The 18,363-nt window shown below is 59.2% G+C and carries 18 protein-coding genes and 1 tRNA gene; 13 read left to right on the forward strand and 6 right to left on the reverse strand.

From position 1 onward, the window contains the following. The coding region (locus Q9S52_RS05720) for a TonB-dependent receptor (protein ID WP_304708455.1) at positions 1–998 on the forward strand (998 nt) is incomplete at its 5' end. Between the two features lie 177 nt (positions 999–1,175). On the opposite strand, the gene Q9S52_RS05725 is transcribed toward Q9S52_RS05720, so the two are convergent. Continuing rightward, complete coding sequence (locus tag Q9S52_RS05725; protein ID WP_304708456.1) at positions 1,176–1,418, reverse strand: hypothetical protein; 243 nt, start codon at positions 1,416–1,418, stop codon at positions 1,176–1,178. A 21-nt stretch (positions 1,419–1,439) separates the two neighbouring features. On the opposite strand from Q9S52_RS05725, the gene bla reads away from it, so the two are divergent. Next, positions 1,440–2,324, forward strand: coding sequence for a class A beta-lactamase, subclass A2 (gene bla / locus Q9S52_RS05730; RefSeq protein WP_294594683.1), 885 nt, complete (start codon positions 1,440–1,442; stop codon positions 2,322–2,324). A gap of 72 nt (positions 2,325–2,396) precedes the next feature. Here bla and Q9S52_RS05735 read toward each other — a convergent pair. Next, positions 2,397–2,470, reverse strand: a tRNA-Thr gene (locus tag Q9S52_RS05735). Positions 2,471–2,621: 151 nt separating this feature from the next. Here Q9S52_RS05735 and obgE point away from each other — a divergent pair. Beyond that, the gene (gene obgE, locus Q9S52_RS05740; protein WP_304708457.1) at positions 2,622–3,632 is read left to right on the forward strand and encodes a GTPase ObgE; all 1,011 of its coding nucleotides are present in this window, start codon (positions 2,622–2,624) and stop codon (positions 3,630–3,632) included. On the opposite strand, the gene ftcD is transcribed toward obgE, so the two are convergent. Next, positions 3,618–4,571 carry a glutamate formimidoyltransferase gene (gene ftcD, locus Q9S52_RS05745; protein ID WP_300729413.1) on the reverse strand — a complete coding sequence of 318 codons (954 nt, stop codon included), beginning with the start codon at positions 4,569–4,571 and terminating at the stop codon, positions 3,618–3,620. The genes obgE and ftcD overlap by 15 nt on opposite strands. Positions 4,572–4,675: 104 nt before the next feature. On the opposite strand from ftcD, the gene Q9S52_RS05750 reads away from it, so the two are divergent. Then, complete coding sequence (locus tag Q9S52_RS05750) at positions 4,676–4,822, forward strand: hypothetical protein (protein ID WP_297831412.1); 147 nt, start codon at positions 4,676–4,678, stop codon at positions 4,820–4,822. 1,193 nt (positions 4,823–6,015) lie between these two features. Here the strand turns inward: Q9S52_RS05750 and Q9S52_RS05755 are convergent. Beyond that, positions 6,016–7,734, reverse strand: coding sequence for a DEAD/DEAH box helicase (locus Q9S52_RS05755; protein ID WP_304708458.1), 1,719 nt, complete (start codon positions 7,732–7,734; stop codon positions 6,016–6,018). 531 nt (positions 7,735–8,265) lie between these two features. On the opposite strand from Q9S52_RS05755, the gene Q9S52_RS05760 reads away from it, so the two are divergent. Together Q9S52_RS05760 and Q9S52_RS05765 are read left to right on the forward strand one after the other, a co-directional pair. Further along, positions 8,266–8,412 carry a hypothetical protein gene (locus tag Q9S52_RS05760; protein ID WP_294594880.1) on the forward strand — a complete coding sequence of 49 codons (147 nt, stop codon included), beginning with the start codon at positions 8,266–8,268 and terminating at the stop codon, positions 8,410–8,412. A 1,234-nt stretch (positions 8,413–9,646) separates the two neighbouring features. Then, positions 9,647–11,131 (forward strand): leucine-rich repeat domain-containing protein, encoded by a 1,485-nt coding sequence (locus Q9S52_RS05765; RefSeq protein ID WP_304708459.1) that lies wholly within the window; start codon positions 9,647–9,649, stop codon positions 11,129–11,131. Positions 11,132–11,134: 3 nt separating this feature from the next. Here Q9S52_RS05765 and Q9S52_RS05770 read toward each other — a convergent pair whose 3' ends face one another. Next, positions 11,135–11,947: a 1-acyl-sn-glycerol-3-phosphate acyltransferase gene (locus tag Q9S52_RS05770; RefSeq protein ID WP_297623482.1), complete on the reverse strand. Its 813-nt coding sequence runs from the start codon at positions 11,945–11,947 to the stop codon at positions 11,135–11,137. Positions 11,948–12,062: 115 nt separating this feature from the next. On the opposite strand from Q9S52_RS05770, the gene Q9S52_RS05775 reads away from it, so the two are divergent. From Q9S52_RS05775 to Q9S52_RS05785, 3 genes are all read left to right on the forward strand, one after another. After that, positions 12,063–12,185, forward strand: a complete 123-nt coding sequence (locus Q9S52_RS05775) for a hypothetical protein (protein ID WP_297624142.1) — start codon at positions 12,063–12,065, stop codon at positions 12,183–12,185. 75 nt (positions 12,186–12,260) lie between these two features. Beyond that, positions 12,261–12,473 carry a hypothetical protein gene (locus tag Q9S52_RS05780; RefSeq protein ID WP_304708460.1) on the forward strand — a complete coding sequence of 71 codons (213 nt, stop codon included), beginning with the start codon at positions 12,261–12,263 and terminating at the stop codon, positions 12,471–12,473. 31 nt (positions 12,474–12,504) lie between these two features. Further along, positions 12,505–12,693: a hypothetical protein gene (locus Q9S52_RS05785; RefSeq protein WP_304708461.1), complete on the forward strand. Its 189-nt coding sequence runs from the start codon at positions 12,505–12,507 to the stop codon at positions 12,691–12,693. A gap of 550 nt (positions 12,694–13,243) precedes the next feature. Here Q9S52_RS05785 and Q9S52_RS05790 read toward each other — a convergent pair. Further along, positions 13,244–13,405, reverse strand: coding sequence for a hypothetical protein (locus tag Q9S52_RS05790; RefSeq protein ID WP_304708462.1), 162 nt, complete (start codon positions 13,403–13,405; stop codon positions 13,244–13,246). 679 nt (positions 13,406–14,084) lie between these two features. Between Q9S52_RS05790 and pckA the strand changes: the two genes are divergently transcribed. From pckA to Q9S52_RS05810, 4 genes are all read left to right on the forward strand, one after another. Next, positions 14,085–15,692, forward strand: a complete 1,608-nt coding sequence (gene pckA / locus Q9S52_RS05795; RefSeq protein ID WP_300728085.1) for a phosphoenolpyruvate carboxykinase (ATP) — start codon at positions 14,085–14,087, stop codon at positions 15,690–15,692. A gap of 142 nt (positions 15,693–15,834) precedes the next feature. Beyond that, a complete protein-coding gene (locus Q9S52_RS05800; protein WP_300728088.1) occupies positions 15,835–16,470 on the forward strand; it encodes a hypothetical protein in 636 nt (211 codons plus the stop codon). 106 nt (positions 16,471–16,576) lie between these two features. Next, positions 16,577–17,917, forward strand: a complete 1,341-nt coding sequence (locus Q9S52_RS05805) for an alkaline phosphatase (RefSeq protein WP_304708463.1) — start codon at positions 16,577–16,579, stop codon at positions 17,915–17,917. 110 nt (positions 17,918–18,027) lie between these two features. After that, positions 18,028–18,279, forward strand: a complete 252-nt coding sequence (locus Q9S52_RS05810) for a DNA-binding protein (RefSeq protein WP_294593820.1) — start codon at positions 18,028–18,030, stop codon at positions 18,277–18,279. The last annotated feature ends 84 nt before the right edge of the window (positions 18,280–18,363 follow it).

Raw genomic sequence — 18,363 nt, forward strand, 5'->3', positions numbered from 1 at the left:
GGAAATGGCTGTTCGCGCTCGATCTCTCGGCGCATCAGCACTGGGTGGAGAGTGCGGACAAAAATATCGTCACGCAGGAGGGGGAGCGGGCGACGGTGGGGTACGACCGGGCAAGGATCGAGCTGGCGGGGGTGGCGGCGGTCAAGTGGCGGCCGACGAAGCGGTTCGGGATGGGGGCGACGCTGAGGGGGGAGATGTGCGGAACGGAGTGGGCGCCGCCGATTCCGGCGTTGTTCGTGGAGGGGGTGGTGTCGGAACGGGGGGAGGTGACGGCGAAGGCGTCGGTGTCGAGGAATTTCAGGTTCCCGACGCTCAACGACCTCTATTTCATGCCGGGGGGAAATCCGGAGCTGCGCAAGGAGAAGGGGTGGACGTATGATGCGGGGCTGAGGTTCGGGGTGGGACGGGAGGAGGGATGGAGGTTCGCGGGGTCGGCGACGTGGTTCGATTCGAGGATCGAGGACTGGATCATCTGGCTGCCGACGGTCAAGGGGTTCTTCTCGCCGAGGAACATCCGCCGGGTGCATGCCTACGGGGTGGAGGCGGAGGGGGAGCTCAGGGGATGGCTGGCGAGGGGTTGGAAACTGGAGCTCAGGGGGTCGTTCGCGTGGACGCCGTCGATCAACCAAGGGGAGCCGATGGGGCCGGGAGATCGGTCGGTGGGAAAACAGCTCCCATACGTGCCGGAGTTCGCGGCGAATGCGACGGGGGAAATATCCTGGCGGGGGTGGTCGATGGCGTACCAGTGGTGCTGGTACAGCGAACGGTTCACGATGTCGAGCAATGAGTTGACGCTCACGGGGAGGCTCCCGGCGTACTACATGAACAATGTGACGCTGGGAAAGGGGATCTCGCTCCGGTGGGCGGAGCTGGAGCTGAAGGGGACGATACGGAATCTCTTCGACGAGGAGTATCTATCGGTGCTGGCAAGGCCGATGCCGGGGATCAATTTCGAAATCTTCATCGGCATCAAACCCAAATGGGGAGCAAAAAATTAATTTCTCGTATGCTATTCTTTGTGCCTTCTTTGATCCGCATGGAACTGCCGCTTTCTTGTAAGAAAGCGGCGCAAAGAACTTTCGTGATAGCTACGCTACTCCTTAGGCTCCGCAGTCCTCAGTCTTCGTGAATCTGTCGGGCTGGGTTTTCTCGGCGGGGCGCATATAATGCGAGTATTACCCTAATGCGCCCGCGCCGGAAAACCACAGCCCAACGAACAAACCGAGATTTGGGCGACCGGCAGCTTGAGGATGCGTCAGCATCCGTCTAAAGTTTTTTTGGTTCTTTTTGTTCACAACCGACGCTGCCAGCGAGAGCAATGCAAACGCAATTTGCAAATTGCCGAGCGGCGAGGAGGAAAACGAGCGCAGCGAAGTGAAAAAGAACAGTACCCTCCTGTAGCCAAAAACGGGGTACAAGAAATCGATTTTTTAACAAGTATGAAACGGATATTGTTTTTCATCCTGTTGCTGCTCGGAGGAGCGGTCGCAGGAGCCGAATTGGAGAAAACGCTGAGAAACGTGACGGCAGACAAGCGGGCACGGGTCGGCATTGCGGTGGTGATCAACGGGCGGGACACGGTGACGGTCGGAAACGAGGCGCGATATCCGATGATGAGCGTCGTCAAATTCCATCAGGCGCTGGCGGTGGCTCATTACCTCGACAGACAGGGATTGTCGCTCGCGAGGCGGATTCCGATCGGGCGCGAGGCGCTGCTGCCCGATACGTACAGCCCGTTGAGAGATCGCTTCCCGGAGGGGGAAATCGAGCTGTCGGTGGGCGAGCTGCTGGTCTATACGCTGCAACTGAGCGACAACAATGCGTGCGACATTCTGTTCGACCGGGCGGGAGGGCCGACGGAGACGGAGCGGTTTGTCCGGTCGCTGGGCATCGGGGATTGCGCCATCGGGGCGACGGAGGCGGAAATGCATGCCGACCCGACGGCGTGCTACCGGAATTGGACGACGCCGCTGGCGGCGGTGGAGCTGATGGAGCGGTTCCTGACGCGGCAGATCGTCTCGGACAGCTGCCGCGCTTTTATCCGACGGACGATGATCGAATGTCGCACGGGAGGGAATCGGCTGGCGAAACCGTTGGCGGGGACGGGGGCGGTGATCGGTCACAAAACGGGGACGAGCGACCGGAATCCGAAAGGAGAATGGATCGGAATAAACGATGTGGGGTTCGTGGAGTTGCCGGACGGGCAGCGCTATTCGATCGCGGTGTTTGTACGGGATTCGAAGGTGTCGGCGGAGGAGACAGAGCGGATCATCGCAGAGGTGTCGGAGGCGGTATACCGCTACGTGGCACGGAACGAGCGATAAGAGGCCGGCTGAAAAGAAACGACCCGGGCGCTTTTCCCATCAGGGAAAAGCGCCCGGGTCGTCAAAACGCGGAGCCGATGGAGGGATTCGAACCCCCGACCAGCTGATTACAAATCAGCTGCTCTGGCCAACTGAGCTACATCGGCATTGTCCTATCGCGGGCAAAGATAGGGAACTTTTCCGGTTCGGACAAGAGCTGCGGGGGACGAATCGTGGGGAATCGGCGAAAAAGTGTATTTTTGTCTCGGGCGGCGGCACGGGGTTTGCCGCTCTCTTCAAAAAAATACCGATTATCTTATGGCTTCTTCCAATTTCGTCGATTATGTCAAGATTTACGCGCGCTCGGGTAACGGGGGGCCGGGTTCGAGCCACTTCCGACGCGAAAAGTTCGTCGAGTTCGGGGGGCCGGACGGAGGGGACGGGGGACGGGGCGGACATGTGATTCTGCGCGGGAACAGCCAGTACTGGACGTTGATCCACCTCAAATACCAGCGTCACCAGATGGCGGAGAACGGAGAGGGGGGGCACGGGGCGAAGAGTCACGGGCGGAACGGGCGGGATATCGTGCTCGAGGTGCCGCTGGGGACGGTGGCGAAGGATGCGGAGACGGGCGAGGTGGTGGCGGAGGTGACGGAGGAGGGGCAGGAGGTGATTCTGGTGCGGGGGGGACGCGGGGGGCTGGGAAACTGGCACTTCCGGACGGCGACGAATCAGGCGCCACGGTATGCCCAGCCGGGGGAGCCGATGCAGGAGGGGTGGTTCGTGCTGGAGCTGAAGGTGTTGGCGGATGTGGGGCTGGTAGGGTTTCCGAATGCGGGGAAGTCGACGCTGCTGTCGGTGGTGTCGGCGGCGAAACCGAAAATCGCGGATTATGCGTTCACGACGCTGGAGCCGAATCTGGGGATTGTGGAGGTGAGGGACGGACATTCGTTCGTGATGGCGGATATCCCGGGGATCATCGAGGGGGCGCACGAGGGAAGGGGGATTGGGACGCGGTTCCTGCGCCATATCGAACGCAATTCGGTGCTGTTGTTCATGGTGCCGGCGGATGCGAAGGATATTGTGAAGGAGTACGGGATTTTGCTGGAGGAGCTGAGGTTGTACAATCCGGAGATGCTGGACAAACGGCGGCTGCTGGCGGTCACGAAGTGCGATATGCTGGACGAGGAGCTGACGGAGGGGCTCCGGGCGGAAATAGAGGGGGCGGAGGCGTTGCGGGGGGTGCCGTATCTCTTTATCTCGTCGGTGGCGGGGCTGCATATCCGGGAGCTGAAGGATCTGCTCTGGGAGACGTTAGTGCGGGAGTAGGCGTTCGATGATCTTCCGGTCGGGGTCGAAGGGGCGACCGAAGGGGCGGAGGCTGTCGAGGCCCAGACGTTCCGTGTCGACGTCGGCCACGACCCATTCGGGCAGCAGGCCGATCACTTCGGTGCCGACCACTCGGGCGCGGTGGCGGAGGGCGGCGGCGGAGACGGCATCATAGGCGGCGCCCAATCCGGTGGCGTGCAGGTCGGTCAGGTTGGTGGAGACTTGGGCCATTCCGTACTCTTCGATCCACCACCCGATGGCTTTCACGCCGGGCAGCGACCAGGGGCCGCGGGTGGCTGCCCGGATCTCGCGGGCGATGGCTTTGGCGGCGGCTATATCTTTCACTGGGTCGCCGGAGGGAGCGAGGTTGAAGTTGACGGCGCCCAGAAAATCCCGGGCGCCGATGACGCTGGCGCCGGTGCGGGCGACGGTGTCGCTCCACTCCTGTGGGCCGTAGTCGGGTTTCCACCGGGGGTCGGACATCTTCTCGCGCAATCCTTCGTACTGGCCGCGGCGGCAGGCTTCGAGGCTTTTGCGTTCGGGCGAGGCGGCGGCGGATTCATAACAATAGACGGGTATACGGAGCTCCTGCCCTACCCGCTCGGCGAGCTGCCGGGCGAGACGGGCGGCGGTCTCCAGGTCGATCCCGCGAACGGGGACCAGGGGCAGCACGTCGGTGGCGCCGATACGAGGGTGTTCGCCATGCTGGTGCCGCATATCGATCTGCTCGGCGGCGGTGCGCACGGCGCGGAAGGCGGCTTCGACGACTGCTTCGGGGGCGCCGGCGAAGGTCACGACGGTGCGGTTGGCGGCGATGCCGCTGTCGACGTGCAATACATAGGCGCCGGGCACGCTCCCGGCGGACTGGACGATGGCTTGGATGGTCTTTTCGTCGCGCCCTTCGCTGAAGTTGGGCACGCATTCGAGCACGGGGGTCATGGTTTCTTACTCTCTACGGGGTGAATAACTGTGACTTTTTCTGACTGTCTCGGCCCGCCCCGGGCTTCCGCGACGGGGGGGACTTTGGGGGTTTGGGCGATCTGATGTACGTTGGCCGCGACGGTTACAGCTGGTCTGCGACGGTCAGCAATGCCGATGGCATGAATTTGAATTTCCACATACCGTGGCTCGTTCCCAACCATGCGAGCAACCGTGCCTACGGTTTTCAGTTGCGTTGCCTCTCGGAATAAACGGGGGAGTGTTGCGTTTTAATTATTTTGGAAATGCCTCCTTCGGCTCGCAGAGCCGCGCGAGCCGAAGCCTCCCGCAGCGGAGGGACGCACAGCGTCTTTTGCTGACAGCCTCTACCCAAAGCAACACAGGCTTCGCCCGCTGCAAGCCCAGCGACCCTGCAAAAGTTCAACCCAACCTATCGGGTTCGTCCTTGGCGTGCCCCCGGCACCCGCCTATGGCATCCTCGTTCTCAGTTCAAACGGTCGAAGCCTGCGGGGCCCACTACAACGTCAGTTGCGGGCCTCCGCGGCCGGAGGCTTCGGCCCGCGCGACCCTTTAGGGTCGCAAAAGTTGGGTCAACCGTTCGCTCCGATTCTATCGGGCTGGGCCTGTCGCCCCCCCGAGCGGCAAAGCCGCTGGGCGACGAGGCCGGCGACCTAAAGGTCTCACAAATACCGTCCAAAAGTTTAGCCCAACCCTCCGCCCATTCGTCCTCGGGCGCACCCCCCGGCGCCCGCCTTCGGCGTTCGCTGCGCTCCGAGGACGGCGATTCCGTCCGGAATCGCGCTATTCGCTCTTAGCCTATAGCAATTCGCCGCCAGCGGGGAGTGCAACGAGCCCCGACGAGTTGCAGTCCGCCGCGTGGGGTGGCGGCGGACTGCGCGGCTCTACGAGCCGCAGAAGCTCAGCCAACAGTTCAGCCCAAAGCTCGACCCAATTCTCGGCCCCGTATCCGCCTCACTGCGGCTCCGCTTTCGCTCCGCCGCTTTTTCGCGCGCCTTGCGCGATTCATCTATATTCGGCTATCGCCGAAATAGTTGAATCGCTTCTTTAGGCGGCGGCGCGCGTTTTAGTTTGAGGGTACTGCGCTCGGGCCGCGCGGGCCCCACGTCCCGTGGACGGGCAAAACTTCGTTTTGCTGCGGCAGTCTCAGACCAACTCTTTGTTCCGTTCTCTCTTCGCGCACTTTGAAAATCTTGCCAAAACGCGCAAGCGCATTTTGACAATTTCCCTCCTAAGGCAGGGCGCGCGTTTGTCCTACTGGGGGACTATCCTTACGCCAGGCGGGCGCACCCTTCGGGTGTTTTAATGGCAGCCTCTACCCCCGTTCTCTGTTCGCGCGGCTTTAGACGGATGATGCGCATCCTCAAACTGTTGGCGGAACCAAACTAATATGCGGCCTCTTATCCAAGTTGCGAGAGAACCCGAATCAGTATTTCCGACGGGTGTGGTCGCGACGCTTGGAGTAGTCCTGAGAACCGCCGCGACGCTGATAGGAGTCGCGAGGCCCGCGACGATAGTTCCGACCGTTGTCCCGAACGCCGTTCGGGTTGCGGTCGCTCTGCTTCTCGGACTCTTTGGCTAACTTGGCCAGCGGACGGTCGTCTTGGGCGAGCTCCCGAAGCGAGTTGAGCTTCTTCATCGCGGCTTCGGCGTCCTGGAACGGAATCGTCGCGAACGAAAAGTCGTCCATACATTTCACGTCGTCGATCTTCTGCTGGGGGATGCCGCACTCGCGGGCCAGCAGCTCGACGATCAGCTTGGGCCGATAACCGGAGCTCTTACCCAGGCCGATAAAGAGCCGCGAGGTGCCGCGACGGTTCACGTCGATCCGACGGATCTCGGGATAGTTGCTCTCGTCCAGCTCGTTCTTGAAGGCCAGGCGCATCAGGGCGGCGAGGGCGACTTCCGGATCGAGCTCGGCCAGGAGCTCCCGGGCGATCTCGTCGTAGTCGGCGTAGGTCTCGTTTTCGACGATCTCGGCCAGTTCGTCCTTGATTTTCAGCTTCTTCATCTCGACGATATCATGCCCGGTGGGCAAGGTCTCTTTCCGGATTTCGGCTTTGACCTGGCGTTGCAGGAACATGAATTGCCGGTTCTCGGCGGGAGAGATGAAGGTGATGGCGGTTCCTTCGTTCCCGGCACGGCCGGTGCGACCGATCCGGTGGACGTAGGATTCGGGATCCTGAGGCAGGGAGTAGTTGATGACGTGGGTCAGGTTCGAGACGTCGATCCCGCGGGCGGCGACGTCGGTGGCGACCAGTATGTTGGAGTGGCGTTTCTTGAATTTACGGAGGATCTTTTCGCGCTGGGACTGGGAGACGTCGCCGTGAAGCCCTTCGGCGGCATAGCCGCGTTCCAGGAGATTGTTGACGAGTTGGTCGACGGCGACTTTCGTGCGGCAAAAAACGATGCCGTAGAAGTCGTTCTCGACGTCGATGATCCGGGTCAGGGCGTCGAATTTGTCGCTCTCGCGGACTTCGAAGTAGATCTGGTCGGTGAGGTCGGCGGTGACTTGTTTGTTCTCGACGCGGAGCACTTCGATGTCGCGCATGTATTTCCGCGACAGTCCGGCGATCCGGTCGGGCATGGTGGCGGAGAAGAGGAAGATGCGACGCTCGTCGGGGGCGTAGCTCAGGATTTCGTCGACGTCGTCGATAAAGCCCATGTTGAGCATTTCGTCGGCTTCGTCGAGCACGAGCCACCGAAGGGAGGAGAGGTCGAGGGTCCCGCGGCGAAGGTGGTCGAGGATGCGGCCGGGGGTCCCAACGACGATGTCGACGCCGGCACGAAGTCGGCGCAGTTGTTCGTTCATGGCGGCGCCGCCGTAGATGGGGGTGACGCGCAGGTCGCCTTTGCGGAAGGATTGGATTTCGTCGTTCACCTGGATGGCGAGTTCGCGGGTGGGGGCGAGAATCAAGGCTTGCACTTGTTTGGCCCGGGGTTCGAGCAGCTCGACGATGGGTAGGCCGAAGGCGGCGGTTTTGCCGGTTCCGGTCTGGGCTTGGGCGATGATGTCGTTGCGGTTTTGCAGCATCACGGGAATGGTGAGCCGCTGGATGGGCGACGGGGTTTCGAACCCTTTGGCCGCCAAGGCGTCGAGCGTACGGTCGGAGAGACCGAGCTCTTTGAATGCTTCTAAGCTCATAGACTGTTTCGATGTTTAGTGGGCTGCACAAATGGGGTGCGGCTCGTTCCGAAGGCCGGGCGTCCGTAGCTCCACTGGGGTTCAGTGCGCGGGAATACCGAAGGGCCGACACGCTGAAACCATCCTGACTTTTCCAGCCATCGAATTATCCGAACAGTCTCAAAAAAAACAGGGCAAAGATAGGGAGTTTTCTCGGGATTCCGCGCGGGAGGGGCGTTTTTCCTGCGGGAGGGGAGGCGCGGCGCTCGCCCCGGGCTACCGCAATCACTATACGGGAGAAGGGGATGGCGCGGGAAGTCACGGCTTCGGTTATTCGTCGTCGGTGAGCGGGGGAGATGGACTCTATCTGAGTTTCAGCGGGGCGCACTTGAATCCTTGTTATGCGAATAATCGTGCGCTCGGTTTCCAGTTGCGCTGCCTCTCGGAATAAACAGGTCGTGTGTTTACGGGGAGTAATTTAGCGTAACGGGGCCCGGTTCGAGTGCCGAGCGGCCCGCCCCGGGCTGCCGCAACGCACACTCGGGCTTACCGGTGGACGGCGGTGACGGAGGGTTCAGCTGGTCTTCCGTCACGAGCAGCATCTACGGCTTGGACTTGAATTCCTATTCGCAGTACCTCAACGCCAGCTTCTCGGACTATCGCGCCCACGGTTTTCAGTTGCGGTGCCTCTCGGAATAAACGGTGCCGCTCGGCACTCGAATACTGGCCGCCTCGGCCCAAATAACCGCCAGCCTCTACCCTACTTTTTTGATCTCGGTATTTTTTTGACCTCGGTGGGTCGGACGCCCGGGAGGCACAGCAACTCTCGACGCGGAGCGGCGTGTTGCGGGCCTCCCGAGGGGAGGCGTCCGGCCCGCGCGACCCTTTGGGTCGCAGAAGCCTCATTCGTGCTGGGCGCAACAACAGTTTGCCGCCAGCGGTGAATGCAACGAGCTCCGACGAGTTGCAGTACGCCGCTGGCGGCGAACTGCGCGACCCTGCGGGTCGCAAAAGCACAGCCACACCACCGCCCCATTCTCGGAAGTTCGTCCTCGGCGCGCCCCCCACGCGCCGCTAAAGCGTCGCTCTCGCCGAGGACGGCGATTCCTCACGGAATCACGCTATTCGCTCTGCCCCAAATCCAGCCCAAAGCTCGGCCCATTTCTCCGCCCGGTGTCAGCCTCACTGCGGCTCCGCTGACGCTCCGCCGCATTTCCGTCGCCCGCTAGGATTTTTCGTGGGTGGGGTAAAGTTTTTTCGCGCGCCTTGGGAAATCTTGTCAAAACGTGCCAGCACATTTTGACGATTTCCCTTTTAAGGCGTGGCGCGCGTCTTTGGCTACGGGAGGGTACTGCCCTTACGCCGGGCGGGCGGTGCCTCCCGGCACTCGGAATGGGCAGCCTCTACCCCACTTTGTTCGCGCGCGCCTGCGCGATTCATCTATATTCGGCTCGCCGCCGAAATAGTTGAATCGCTTCTTTAGGCGGCGGCGCGCGAGCAACGGGAAAGTAATAACGGCCGCGCGCCATGACGCGAACGCGTCGGCCAAGCGGGCCACACGTCCCGTGGGACCGGAAATGCTTACGCATTTCCACTAACAGCCTCTACTCCGTTCTTTGTCCGCGCGCTGGCGGAAGTCTTATTCAAACGCGAGCCACGCGTTTGAATGATTTCCTACTTCAACGATCGCGCGCGGTCGAGCTTTGTCACGCCTAAAACTGCCCTGCGCGGGCGGCGGCCGGTTAATAAGGCAAAGAGAACCCTAGCAAAACGCCCAACGGGCGCCCCGGCGGGACGGAGCGATACTGCGTATCGCTTAACCATCTCAGCCCAACTCTTTGTCCGCGCGAGGGCGAAAAAGGGTATCTTTGCAAAATGGGCGGCAGCGTGGAATGCGAGCCCTCCCTTTAACTTTTCAAAAACAATGACAAAAATGTGGCTCAAATGGCCGGTGGTCGGACTCTCGCTCCTCTGTCTGGGGGGCTGTTTTTCGTTCGGAAACAAAAAGGCGCAGCCGACGGTCGAAAACAAAAAAACGATCGAACCGGAAAAGACGGAGGGGTGGGAGGTCGCGTTCACGATCGAATACAAGGGTGACAAAGAAGAGGTGACCCGAATTGAGCTGGCGGGGGTCGGCGAGGCGCAGATCGACTGGGGAGATAGTACGGTGCGGGATACACTGTCGCTGGATCCGAGGCAGACGAGGACGATGGAGGAGGATCGGGAAATCAAAGACCGAAAAGTGGTCGAACATGTATACGAAGCGCCGGGAAGATATCGGGTGAGTATGGTGGGAAAGACGGGGGGAAGTCTAATCTGGCTCAAATGCGCGCAGGATTGGATAAAGGAAAACATATATCTGACGACGCTCGACGTATCGCGTTGTCCGGAGCTGGAGTTCCTCAATTGCTCGAACAACCGGATAGCACGGCTGAAGTTCGGCGGACTGACGGAGCTGAAAGAACTGGATTGCGGGAACAATGAGCTGACGGAGCTGGACGTCACGCAAAACAAGGAGCTGGAGGGGCTGGAGTGTTTCGGAAATCGGTTGGAGGAGCTGAATATCAGCCAAAACAGCAAACTGAAAAAGCTGGAGTGCCAAGAGAACCGACTGTCTCGATTGGAGGTGGACAACAATACGGAGTTGACCCTTCTGTGGTGCCACTCGAACCGGATCGAGAGACTGGAACTTGGATCGTGCACGCTGCTGGAGGAGCTGGATTGTTCGAACAATCGGCTGACGGAGTTGGACGTAAGCCGGAATACGGAGTTGTGGTATCTGAAATGTAACAAAAACAGGCTGACGGAGGTGAATGTCGAGATGTGTCCGAACTTATCTTCGTTGGAGTGCGCGAAAAACCAGCTGACGACGCTGAATTGCAACGAAAATACAAGGCTGAGCTCCCTGACTTGCTCGGACAATCGGCTGACGAGGTTGGAAGTCGATTTCTGCAGAGGGCTGAGATGGCTGTATTGCAACGGAAACCGGCTGACGGAGTTGAATTTGAAAAGGTGTTGGGAGATTTACGGACTGGAGTGCCAGGATAACTTGCTGACAGAGCTGAAGTTCGAGAATTTCAACGACCTGCGCACATTACTTTGCCAGCGGAACCGGCTGACGAAATTAGAGGTCAGGGGAAGCAACCGTTTGGAGGAGCTGGATTGCTCGGACAATGAACTGACGGAGCTGGATGCGACGGGGTGCAACGGGCTGACTCAGGTATACTGTATGGGGAACCGCTTTTCGACGGAGGCGGTCAACTGTTTGTACGGCACGCTGCCGGAGCGGAGCAAGGAGGAGCCGGGAGGAATCCGGCTCGACGAGAATGACGAGCCGGTCGGAAATACGGCGATACTGGCAGAGAAAAACTGGAAGCTGGGGGTTGTCCTGGTCAAAGCGGAAGAGGAGGAGGAATAAGGCCTATGCCTGCTCCGCGCCGGGACGAAGGGCGTAGGCGCGCTGGCGGATGAGCTCGGCCCACTCGCGGGCGGAGTGTTCCTGGGTCATTTCGATCGGTTCGCCGATATAGATGTCGAGGTGTTTGCCGTGTTGGTCGAACATCTCTTTGGGCAGCAGAACGGTGCCCAGATTCAACCGGATGCGGAGCCATTTGCGAAGCCGTTCGAAGCGATAAAAGAACATGGAGTTCCGGCCGTCGATGTAGACGGGGATCACGAGCCGGCCGCTCTCCCAGGCTTTCTGGGCGAAGTTCCGTTTCCAGGGGGGATCGGTGATCTGGCCGTGGATCAGGCGCGAACAGAGGCCGGCGGGAAAGGTCACGACGGCGGCGTCGCTTTCGTACATCTCGACGAGGCGGCGGGCGTAGGAGGCGCTCTGGGCGCCGTACTTGTTGACGGGAACGAAGATCGGGGCCAGAGGTTCGAGGTGCATCAGGAGGTCGTTCACGATCACGCGGACGCCGGGAACGTAGGGGTTCACGGCTTCGGCGAGCATCAGGCCGTCGAGGCCGCCGAGGGGGTGGTTCGAGGCGAAAAGCACGCGGCTCTCTTTCGGAATCCGGTCGGCGCCGTGGACGGTGTAGGTCACGCCGATGTACTCCAGGGTGGAGCGGATGAACTCCATCGGGGACTGGGCGCCGTAGTGCGAGAGGACGTGGTTGATGCGACGAAGGCGGACGAGGCGCTCGAGGCCGCGGATGACGAAGCGGGGGATCCATCGCGCCAACCGCGGATTTTTGGCGCGCAGTAATCGACCTATGTCTATGGTTTCCATGGGGTGCAAAAATAAAAAACGCGGGGGATTTTTTCAATACGCTCTCACGGGCGCCGCCCCGGGCTGCCGCCGGCGCGATTCGGGGGCGCTGTGGAACATCGGCAGCAACGGTTATATGTGGCAGTCAGCTGTCAGGGCGTTCAACGGCACGAATCTGGGTTTCAGTCCTTCCTGGCTGTTCTCCAACGGATCGGATTATCGCGCCTACGGTTTTCAGTTGCGTTGCCTCTCGGAATAAACGGGCCGGAAAGCTTTCGACGGAACCGATCGGGGACTTAGAACCCGGGCTTGGGCCCACTTTTCTATTCAGATTTTGCGGATCACGCGGCCCGCCCCGGGCTTCCGCGACGCGGGAGAAAACGGGAGGCTGGGCGCGCTGATGGGGGTCGGAAATGATGGAAACAGCTGGTCTGTATCTGCCACTAAAGGCAGCAGTTTGACGATGTACTTCTACTTACACGGGCTCTACTCCGGCTACGCGAATCTCCGTGCCTACGCTTTTCCGTTGCGCTGCCTCTCGGAATAAACGGGGGTAGAGGCGGCCAATAAAACGCCCAATGTGCGCCCCGGGCTACCGCTATCATGCGGATGGCGCGCTGAACGGCGTAGGCAACGGCGGTTACAGCTGGGCTTCCATGATCAGCAGTACCAATGGCATGCTCTTGGGTTTCGGCGTGACGTGGCTCTATCCCATCGGCGCGAACAACCGCGCCCACGGTTTTCCGTTGCGCTGCCTCTCGGAATAGACAGGAGGGGCAGAGCGTTTTGGGCAGCCTCTACCCTACTTCAATTTGATTTTGCGGGCGGACGCCCGGGAGGTACAGCAACTCTCGACGCGGGAGCGGCGGGTTGCGGGCCGCGCGATCCGCAAAAGCTCCGCCCCCCGCACCGCTCTCCATTTTATTGGGTTCGGGCTGCGCGCTCCGGGGGTGGGCCAAAGGCCCAGCGCGCAGGCCCGGCGGTTCTACGAACCGCAAAAGCACAGCATTTTTCTGTCGGATTCGTCCTCGGCGCCCCCTCGCGCCGCTATGACGTCGCCCTCGCCGAGGACGGCGATTCTGCGAATCGCGCTATTCGCTCTCGGTTAAAGCGGATCGCCACCAGCAGGAACGCAACCGAGCTTGCGAAAATGCAATTGCCTTAGCGGGTTGAAGCCTGCGGGGCCTAAAACGAGCTTCGCGAGTTGCGGGCCTCCGCGGCGGGAGGCTTCGGCCCGCGCGGCTCGTAGAGCCGCAAGAGCACAGCTCAAAGCAAAGCCCAATTCTCCGCTCCGTGTCGGACTCACTGCGGCTCCGCTTACGCTCCGCCGCGTTTGCCGTCGCCCGCTGGGATTTCATCTCGATTTTGCTCATCGCAAAACGAGCGAAATCCCTCTTTAGGCGGGCGGGCGACGGGGTTTTGCACGGGTTGACCTTTTTTCGCGCGCAGTTTTTTTTTCGCGCGCCTTACGCGATTCATTCTATTTCGGCTCACCGCCAAAATGATTGAATCGCTTCTTTAGACGTGGCGCGCGTCTTCGCCAACAGGAGGGTACTGCGCTCGGGCCGCGCGGGCCCCACGTCCCGTGGACAGGAAATGCTTGCGCATTTCAACTGGCAGCCTCTACCCCCGTCCTTCATCCGCGCGCTGGCGGAAATCTTATTCAAACGCGAATCACGCGTTTGAATGATTTCCTTCTCCAGCTGTCGCGCGCGATCGAGCTTTGGCCCGCCTAAAACTGCGAGGCCCCACGTACCCGCGATGGGCAAATACTATATCTGCTCCGTTTATTCCGAGAGGCAACGCAACTGAATGCCGTGGGCACGGCTGCTCGAGTAGCCGGGGTGAGCCGCAGTCATCACGAAGCGCAAATAGACGCCGTTCGCCCCGTTAGTTGAAGCCGACCAGACGGAACCCTCGTTGCCGACGCCGTACAGCGCGCCCGTCTCCCGAGCGCGATAGCCCGGGGCGGGAAAATACCATCGATCCAGGCCACACGAAAAAGTTTAGAAGGAAAAAATCCATCTCCGAACTGTGAAATGAATAACAATAGAAAAATATTCGTATCTTTGTCCTGCCGAGGTTCGCTCCGCCCGGAGCGCGCTCGGTGTACCTGAATACACAGAAGAAACATAAACCATTAAAAACCAATACTGTTATGTCAATCGACCTGAGCAAGTACGGCATCAAAGACGTGAAGGAGATCATCCACAACCCGTCTTACGAAGAACTCTACAAGGCTGAGACCTGCAACTGCCTGACCGGTTACGAAAAAGGCGTAGACACCGAACTCGGAGCGGTGAACGTGATGACCGGCGTCTTTACCGGCCGTTCGCCCAAAGATAAATACATCGTCAAGGACGCTACCACCGAAAACACCGTATGGTGGACGTCGGATTTCGCCAAAAACGACAACAAGCCTATCACGCAGGCGGTGTGGAACGACCTGAAAAAGATCGCTACAGACGAACTCAGCGGCAAGAAATTGTATGTGATGGACACTTTCTGCGGCGCCAATCCGGACACCAGACTCAAGGTGCGGTTTATCGTCGAGGTGGCTTGGCAGGCGCATTTCGTGAAGAACATGTTCATCCGGCCGACCGAAGAGGAACTCAAAAACTACGGGGAACCGGACTTCGTGGTGCTCAACGCTTCGAAGACCACCAACCCGAATTGGAAGGAGATGGGCTTGAACTCGGAAAACTTCGTGGCTTTCAACCTCACCGAAAAGATGCAGCTCATCGGCGGTACCTGGTACGGCGGCGAGATGAAGAAGGGGATCTTCTCGATGATGAACTACCTCCTGCCGCTGCGCGGGATCGCTGCGATGCACTGCTCGGCGAATAAGGGGAAAGACGGTGACGTGGCTATCTTCTTCGGACTCTCGGGGACGGGGAAAACCACGCTGTCGACCGATCCGAAGCGCGAACTCATCGGGGACGACGAACACGGTTGGGACGACAACGGCGTCTTCAACTTCGAGGGCGGCTGCTATGCCAAGGTGATCAACCTGGACAAGGATTCGGAACCGGATATCTACAAGGCGATCAAACGGGATGCACTGCTCGAAAACGTTACGGTGGATGCCAACGGGAAGATCGACTTCAACGATAAGTCGGTGACGGAAAATACCCGTGTGTCGTATCCGATCTACCACATCGAAAACATCGTGAAACCGGTGTCGAAGGCGGGGCCGGCGCAGAAGGTGATCTTCCTGACCGCAGACGCTTTCGGGGTGATGCCGCCGGTGTCGATCCTTACGCCGGAACAGACCAAGTACTACTTCCTCTCGGGCTTTACCGCTAAACTGGCGGGGACGGAACGGGGGATTACCGAACCGACGCCGACTTTCTCGGCTTGCTTCGGGGCGGCTTTCCTGACCTTGCACCCGACCAAATACGCCGAAGAGCTCGTGAAGCGGATGAAGGCTTCGGGGGCGACCGCCTATATGGTCAACACGGGTTGGAACGGAACCGGCAAGCGGATTTCGATCAAAGATACGCGCGGGATTATCGACGCCATCCTCGACGGCTCGATCGATAAGGCAGAGACCAAGATGATTCCGATCTTCAACTTCAAGGTGCCGACGGCTTTGCCGGGGGTAGATTCGAAGATTCTGGATCCGCGGGACACTTATACCGATCCGGCGGAATGGACCCGGAAGGCAGAAGACCTCGCAGGGCGGTTCGTGAAGAACTTCGAAAAATACACCGACAATGCGGAAGGCAAGGCGCTGGTAGCTGCCGGCCCGCAGCCGACCAAATAGGGAATTTTAATTCTTGAAAAAACTCAAGGGGTGCTTTCGTGTTATACGAAAGCACCCCTTGATAATTTGAAACATATGATTTGGTTTTATCTGTAAATGATGTTAAGTTTGTGAGATCATGAACCTTTAATGTAAATTCGTTATGAAAAAATTGTTCGCCATCATTGTGCTTTCATGTGGATTGTTCGGCTTTGTTCAGGCACAGACCGCCTTGCCGTATGAAAAAATGCTTTCTCTGACCCAGGAGCAACTTAAGGAAGGGAAATTCAAATATGATAAATATCGGAATCAATACGTGCTTCGCAAAAGCAACGGATTGAATGCCACGGCAAACGTATTGAATGCATTGAACGGACACGCAGCCGACGTGCGTCCTCATCCCGACGATTATCAAATAACGATTCAGCAAAGCGAAAATGAAACCGTAGCATGGGTCGACGTTCTTTTTTATAAAGATGAGACCTATCATCAACTACTGACTTGGGCACGCGACAATGGTTGCGATTTGATCGAGACTTCTTCGGGAAAATTGACTAAACAACAATTTAATTACGAAGATTATAATTTGGAATTAACTCTCTATGTCAACGGCGTGCAGACAACCACGAGCAGTACAGCAGCTATAGCCAAGACAAAAGATGAATCTTACAATACCTATCATTTTACGATTTATACCAAAAATCCGGCCGTCTCGGATTTTTTGACCAAGCAGGCAGCTAAAGAAGCGAAACGGGATGCGAAAGGAAAGAAAAAACAAAGTGTTGAAGATTTGATGTAGTCTTTTGATACCTTGAATTGAAGTCCGTTTCTGCTTTGGGGAACGGACTTGTTTTTCAGTTCCATATTTATTGGACAGTATTTCACTTGCAAATTATACTTTTTTCATGAAAAAGACCCTCCTTCTCCTTTTTCTGCTCGTCGGCACCTTCGTCAGCCGCGCCGGCGACCGGCCCAAGTACATCTTCTACTTTATCGGCGACGGCATGGGCCACAACGCTCTCGCGCTGACCGAGGCGTGTCTCGCTTCCCGACAGGGGGACGACGTGGCTTTCGGCGCACTCGGCTTCACCCGGTTCCCCGCGGTCGGATTCGCCACTACCTGGTGCGCCAACCGGCGGATGACCGACTCTGCGGCTGCGGGCACTGCCCTCGCCTCCGGACAAAAGACGTCGGTCGGGACGATCGGCATGAACGCCGACCACACGGGGCCGGTGCAGAGTCTGGCCGTGGAGGCCAAAGAGCAGGGCTTGCGGAGCGGGGTCGCCACCTCGGTCAGCATCGACCACGCCACCCCCGCCAGCTTCTTCGGCCATCAGCCCGATCGCGGCATGTACCACGAGATCGGGATGGACGCTCCGGCGACGGGGCTCGATCTCTATGCCGGGGCCGGTTTTCTGAAGCCTGCCGCACCGGCAGATGCGGCTGACCAGCGCTCTGTCTACGAGGCCCTGGCCGACGCCGGTTACAGCATCGCCCGGGGAGAGGGCAAACTCAAAGGCAAACGCGCCGTGCTGGTACAGGACACTGCTGCCGACCCGTCGAAACTCCCTCTCGCCATCGACCGGCGGCCGGGAGACCTCACGCTGCCTGCCATCACGCGTCGTTCCATCGACTTCCTGATGCGCGACGGAGGGGCGCGGGAGGGTTTCTTCCTGATGGTCGAGGGAGGTCAGATCGACTGGGCGGCCCATGACAACGATGCCGCTGCGCTGGTGAGGGAGGTGGAAGACTTCGACGAGGCGATCCGCGTCGCGGTGGATTTCTACCTCCGTCATCCCGAGGAGACGCTCATCGTCGTCACCGCCGACCACGAGACGGGCGGACTCGCGCTGGGGCGGCGCAACTTGGGGTACGATACCTATTTCGGCCTTCTGAACGCCCAGCAATGCTCGAAAGGGGCTTTGAAACAGGCTCTCGGCCGGACGGAAGACTGGGCTGCCGCCAAAGCGCTGCTGGGCGAGAAGATGGGATTCGGCGGGGCGGTTGCTCTGAACGAAACGGAATGGGCCGATCTCGAAAAAACTTACGGCGAAGGGCCCGGACGGTGTGCCGAACGGGCTGTCGAGCTGCTGGCCGGTCGTTCCGGAACCGGTTGGACGACCGGAAGCCACTCGGCTACGTATGTGCCCGTCTTCGCCCTCGGCATCGGTTCCGAACGCTTCCGGGGCCGGATGGATAACACGCAGGTGGCCGGTACGCTGCGCCGATTGATTCAGAACCGATAAGACTCGGTGTTTCGCCTGTTTTTTCGCTCGGCGACGCAATTTTCCGCCTTTCGATTTTGAAATCACCGGAAAATTGCGTTACTTTATAGAGAATTTAAAACCTCACGCCTATGAATACGATCACTTTCAACGAGCTGCGGCGGATCAAAGACGGCCTGCCCAGCGGGAGTATGCAGCGGATAGCGGACGAACTGGGGATTGACGTGGACACGGTTCGCAACTATTTCGGCGGTACGCACTACAAATCGGGCGAAGGGAATCCTTCGGGATTGCATATCGAACAGGGGCCGGACGGGGGAATCGTGATGCTCGACGACCGGACGATTCTGGACAAGGCGCTGGAGATTCTCAAGGAGGCTTGACGGGTCTCTTCTTTTCGTCGGTGGGCGCGTTTTTGACGTCCGGGGGCGAAATTTCGAACCGACGGGGTTATTTGCACGAAGTTT

This window comes from uncultured Rikenella sp. (assembly GCF_948810725.1).
Lineage (GTDB): Bacteria > Bacteroidota > Bacteroidia > Bacteroidales > Rikenellaceae > Rikenella.

Bases quoted from the DNA above. Each gene is read 5' to 3' on its own strand.
- bla (WP_294594683.1), top strand. From the start codon at position 1,440: ATGAAACGGATATTGTTTTTCATCCTGTTGCTGCTCGGAGGAGCGGTC.
- obgE (WP_304708457.1), top strand. From the start codon at position 2,622: ATGGCTTCTTCCAATTTCGTCGATTATGTCAAGATTTACGCGCGCTCG.
- ftcD (WP_300729413.1), bottom strand. From the start codon at position 4,571: ATGACCCCCGTGCTCGAATGCGTGCCCAACTTCAGCGAAGGGCGCGAC.
- Q9S52_RS05750 (WP_297831412.1), top strand. From the start codon at position 4,676: ATGTACGTTGGCCGCGACGGTTACAGCTGGTCTGCGACGGTCAGCAAT.
- Q9S52_RS05755 (WP_304708458.1), bottom strand. From the start codon at position 7,734: ATGAGCTTAGAAGCATTCAAAGAGCTCGGTCTCTCCGACCGTACGCTC.
- Q9S52_RS05765 (WP_304708459.1), top strand. From the start codon at position 9,647: ATGTGGCTCAAATGGCCGGTGGTCGGACTCTCGCTCCTCTGTCTGGGG.
- Q9S52_RS05770 (WP_297623482.1), bottom strand. From the start codon at position 11,947: ATGGAAACCATAGACATAGGTCGATTACTGCGCGCCAAAAATCCGCGG.
- Q9S52_RS05775 (WP_297624142.1), top strand. From the start codon at position 12,063: ATGTGGCAGTCAGCTGTCAGGGCGTTCAACGGCACGAATCTGGGTTTC.
- Q9S52_RS05785 (WP_304708461.1), top strand. From the start codon at position 12,505: ATGTGCGCCCCGGGCTACCGCTATCATGCGGATGGCGCGCTGAACGGC.
- Q9S52_RS05790 (WP_304708462.1), bottom strand. From the start codon at position 13,405: ATGAATCGCGTAAGGCGCGCGAAAAAAAAACTGCGCGCGAAAAAAGGT.
- pckA (WP_300728085.1), top strand. From the start codon at position 14,085: ATGTCAATCGACCTGAGCAAGTACGGCATCAAAGACGTGAAGGAGATC.
- Q9S52_RS05800 (WP_300728088.1), top strand. From the start codon at position 15,835: ATGAAAAAATTGTTCGCCATCATTGTGCTTTCATGTGGATTGTTCGGC.
- Q9S52_RS05805 (WP_304708463.1), top strand. From the start codon at position 16,577: ATGAAAAAGACCCTCCTTCTCCTTTTTCTGCTCGTCGGCACCTTCGTC.
- Q9S52_RS05810 (WP_294593820.1), top strand. From the start codon at position 18,028: ATGAATACGATCACTTTCAACGAGCTGCGGCGGATCAAAGACGGCCTG.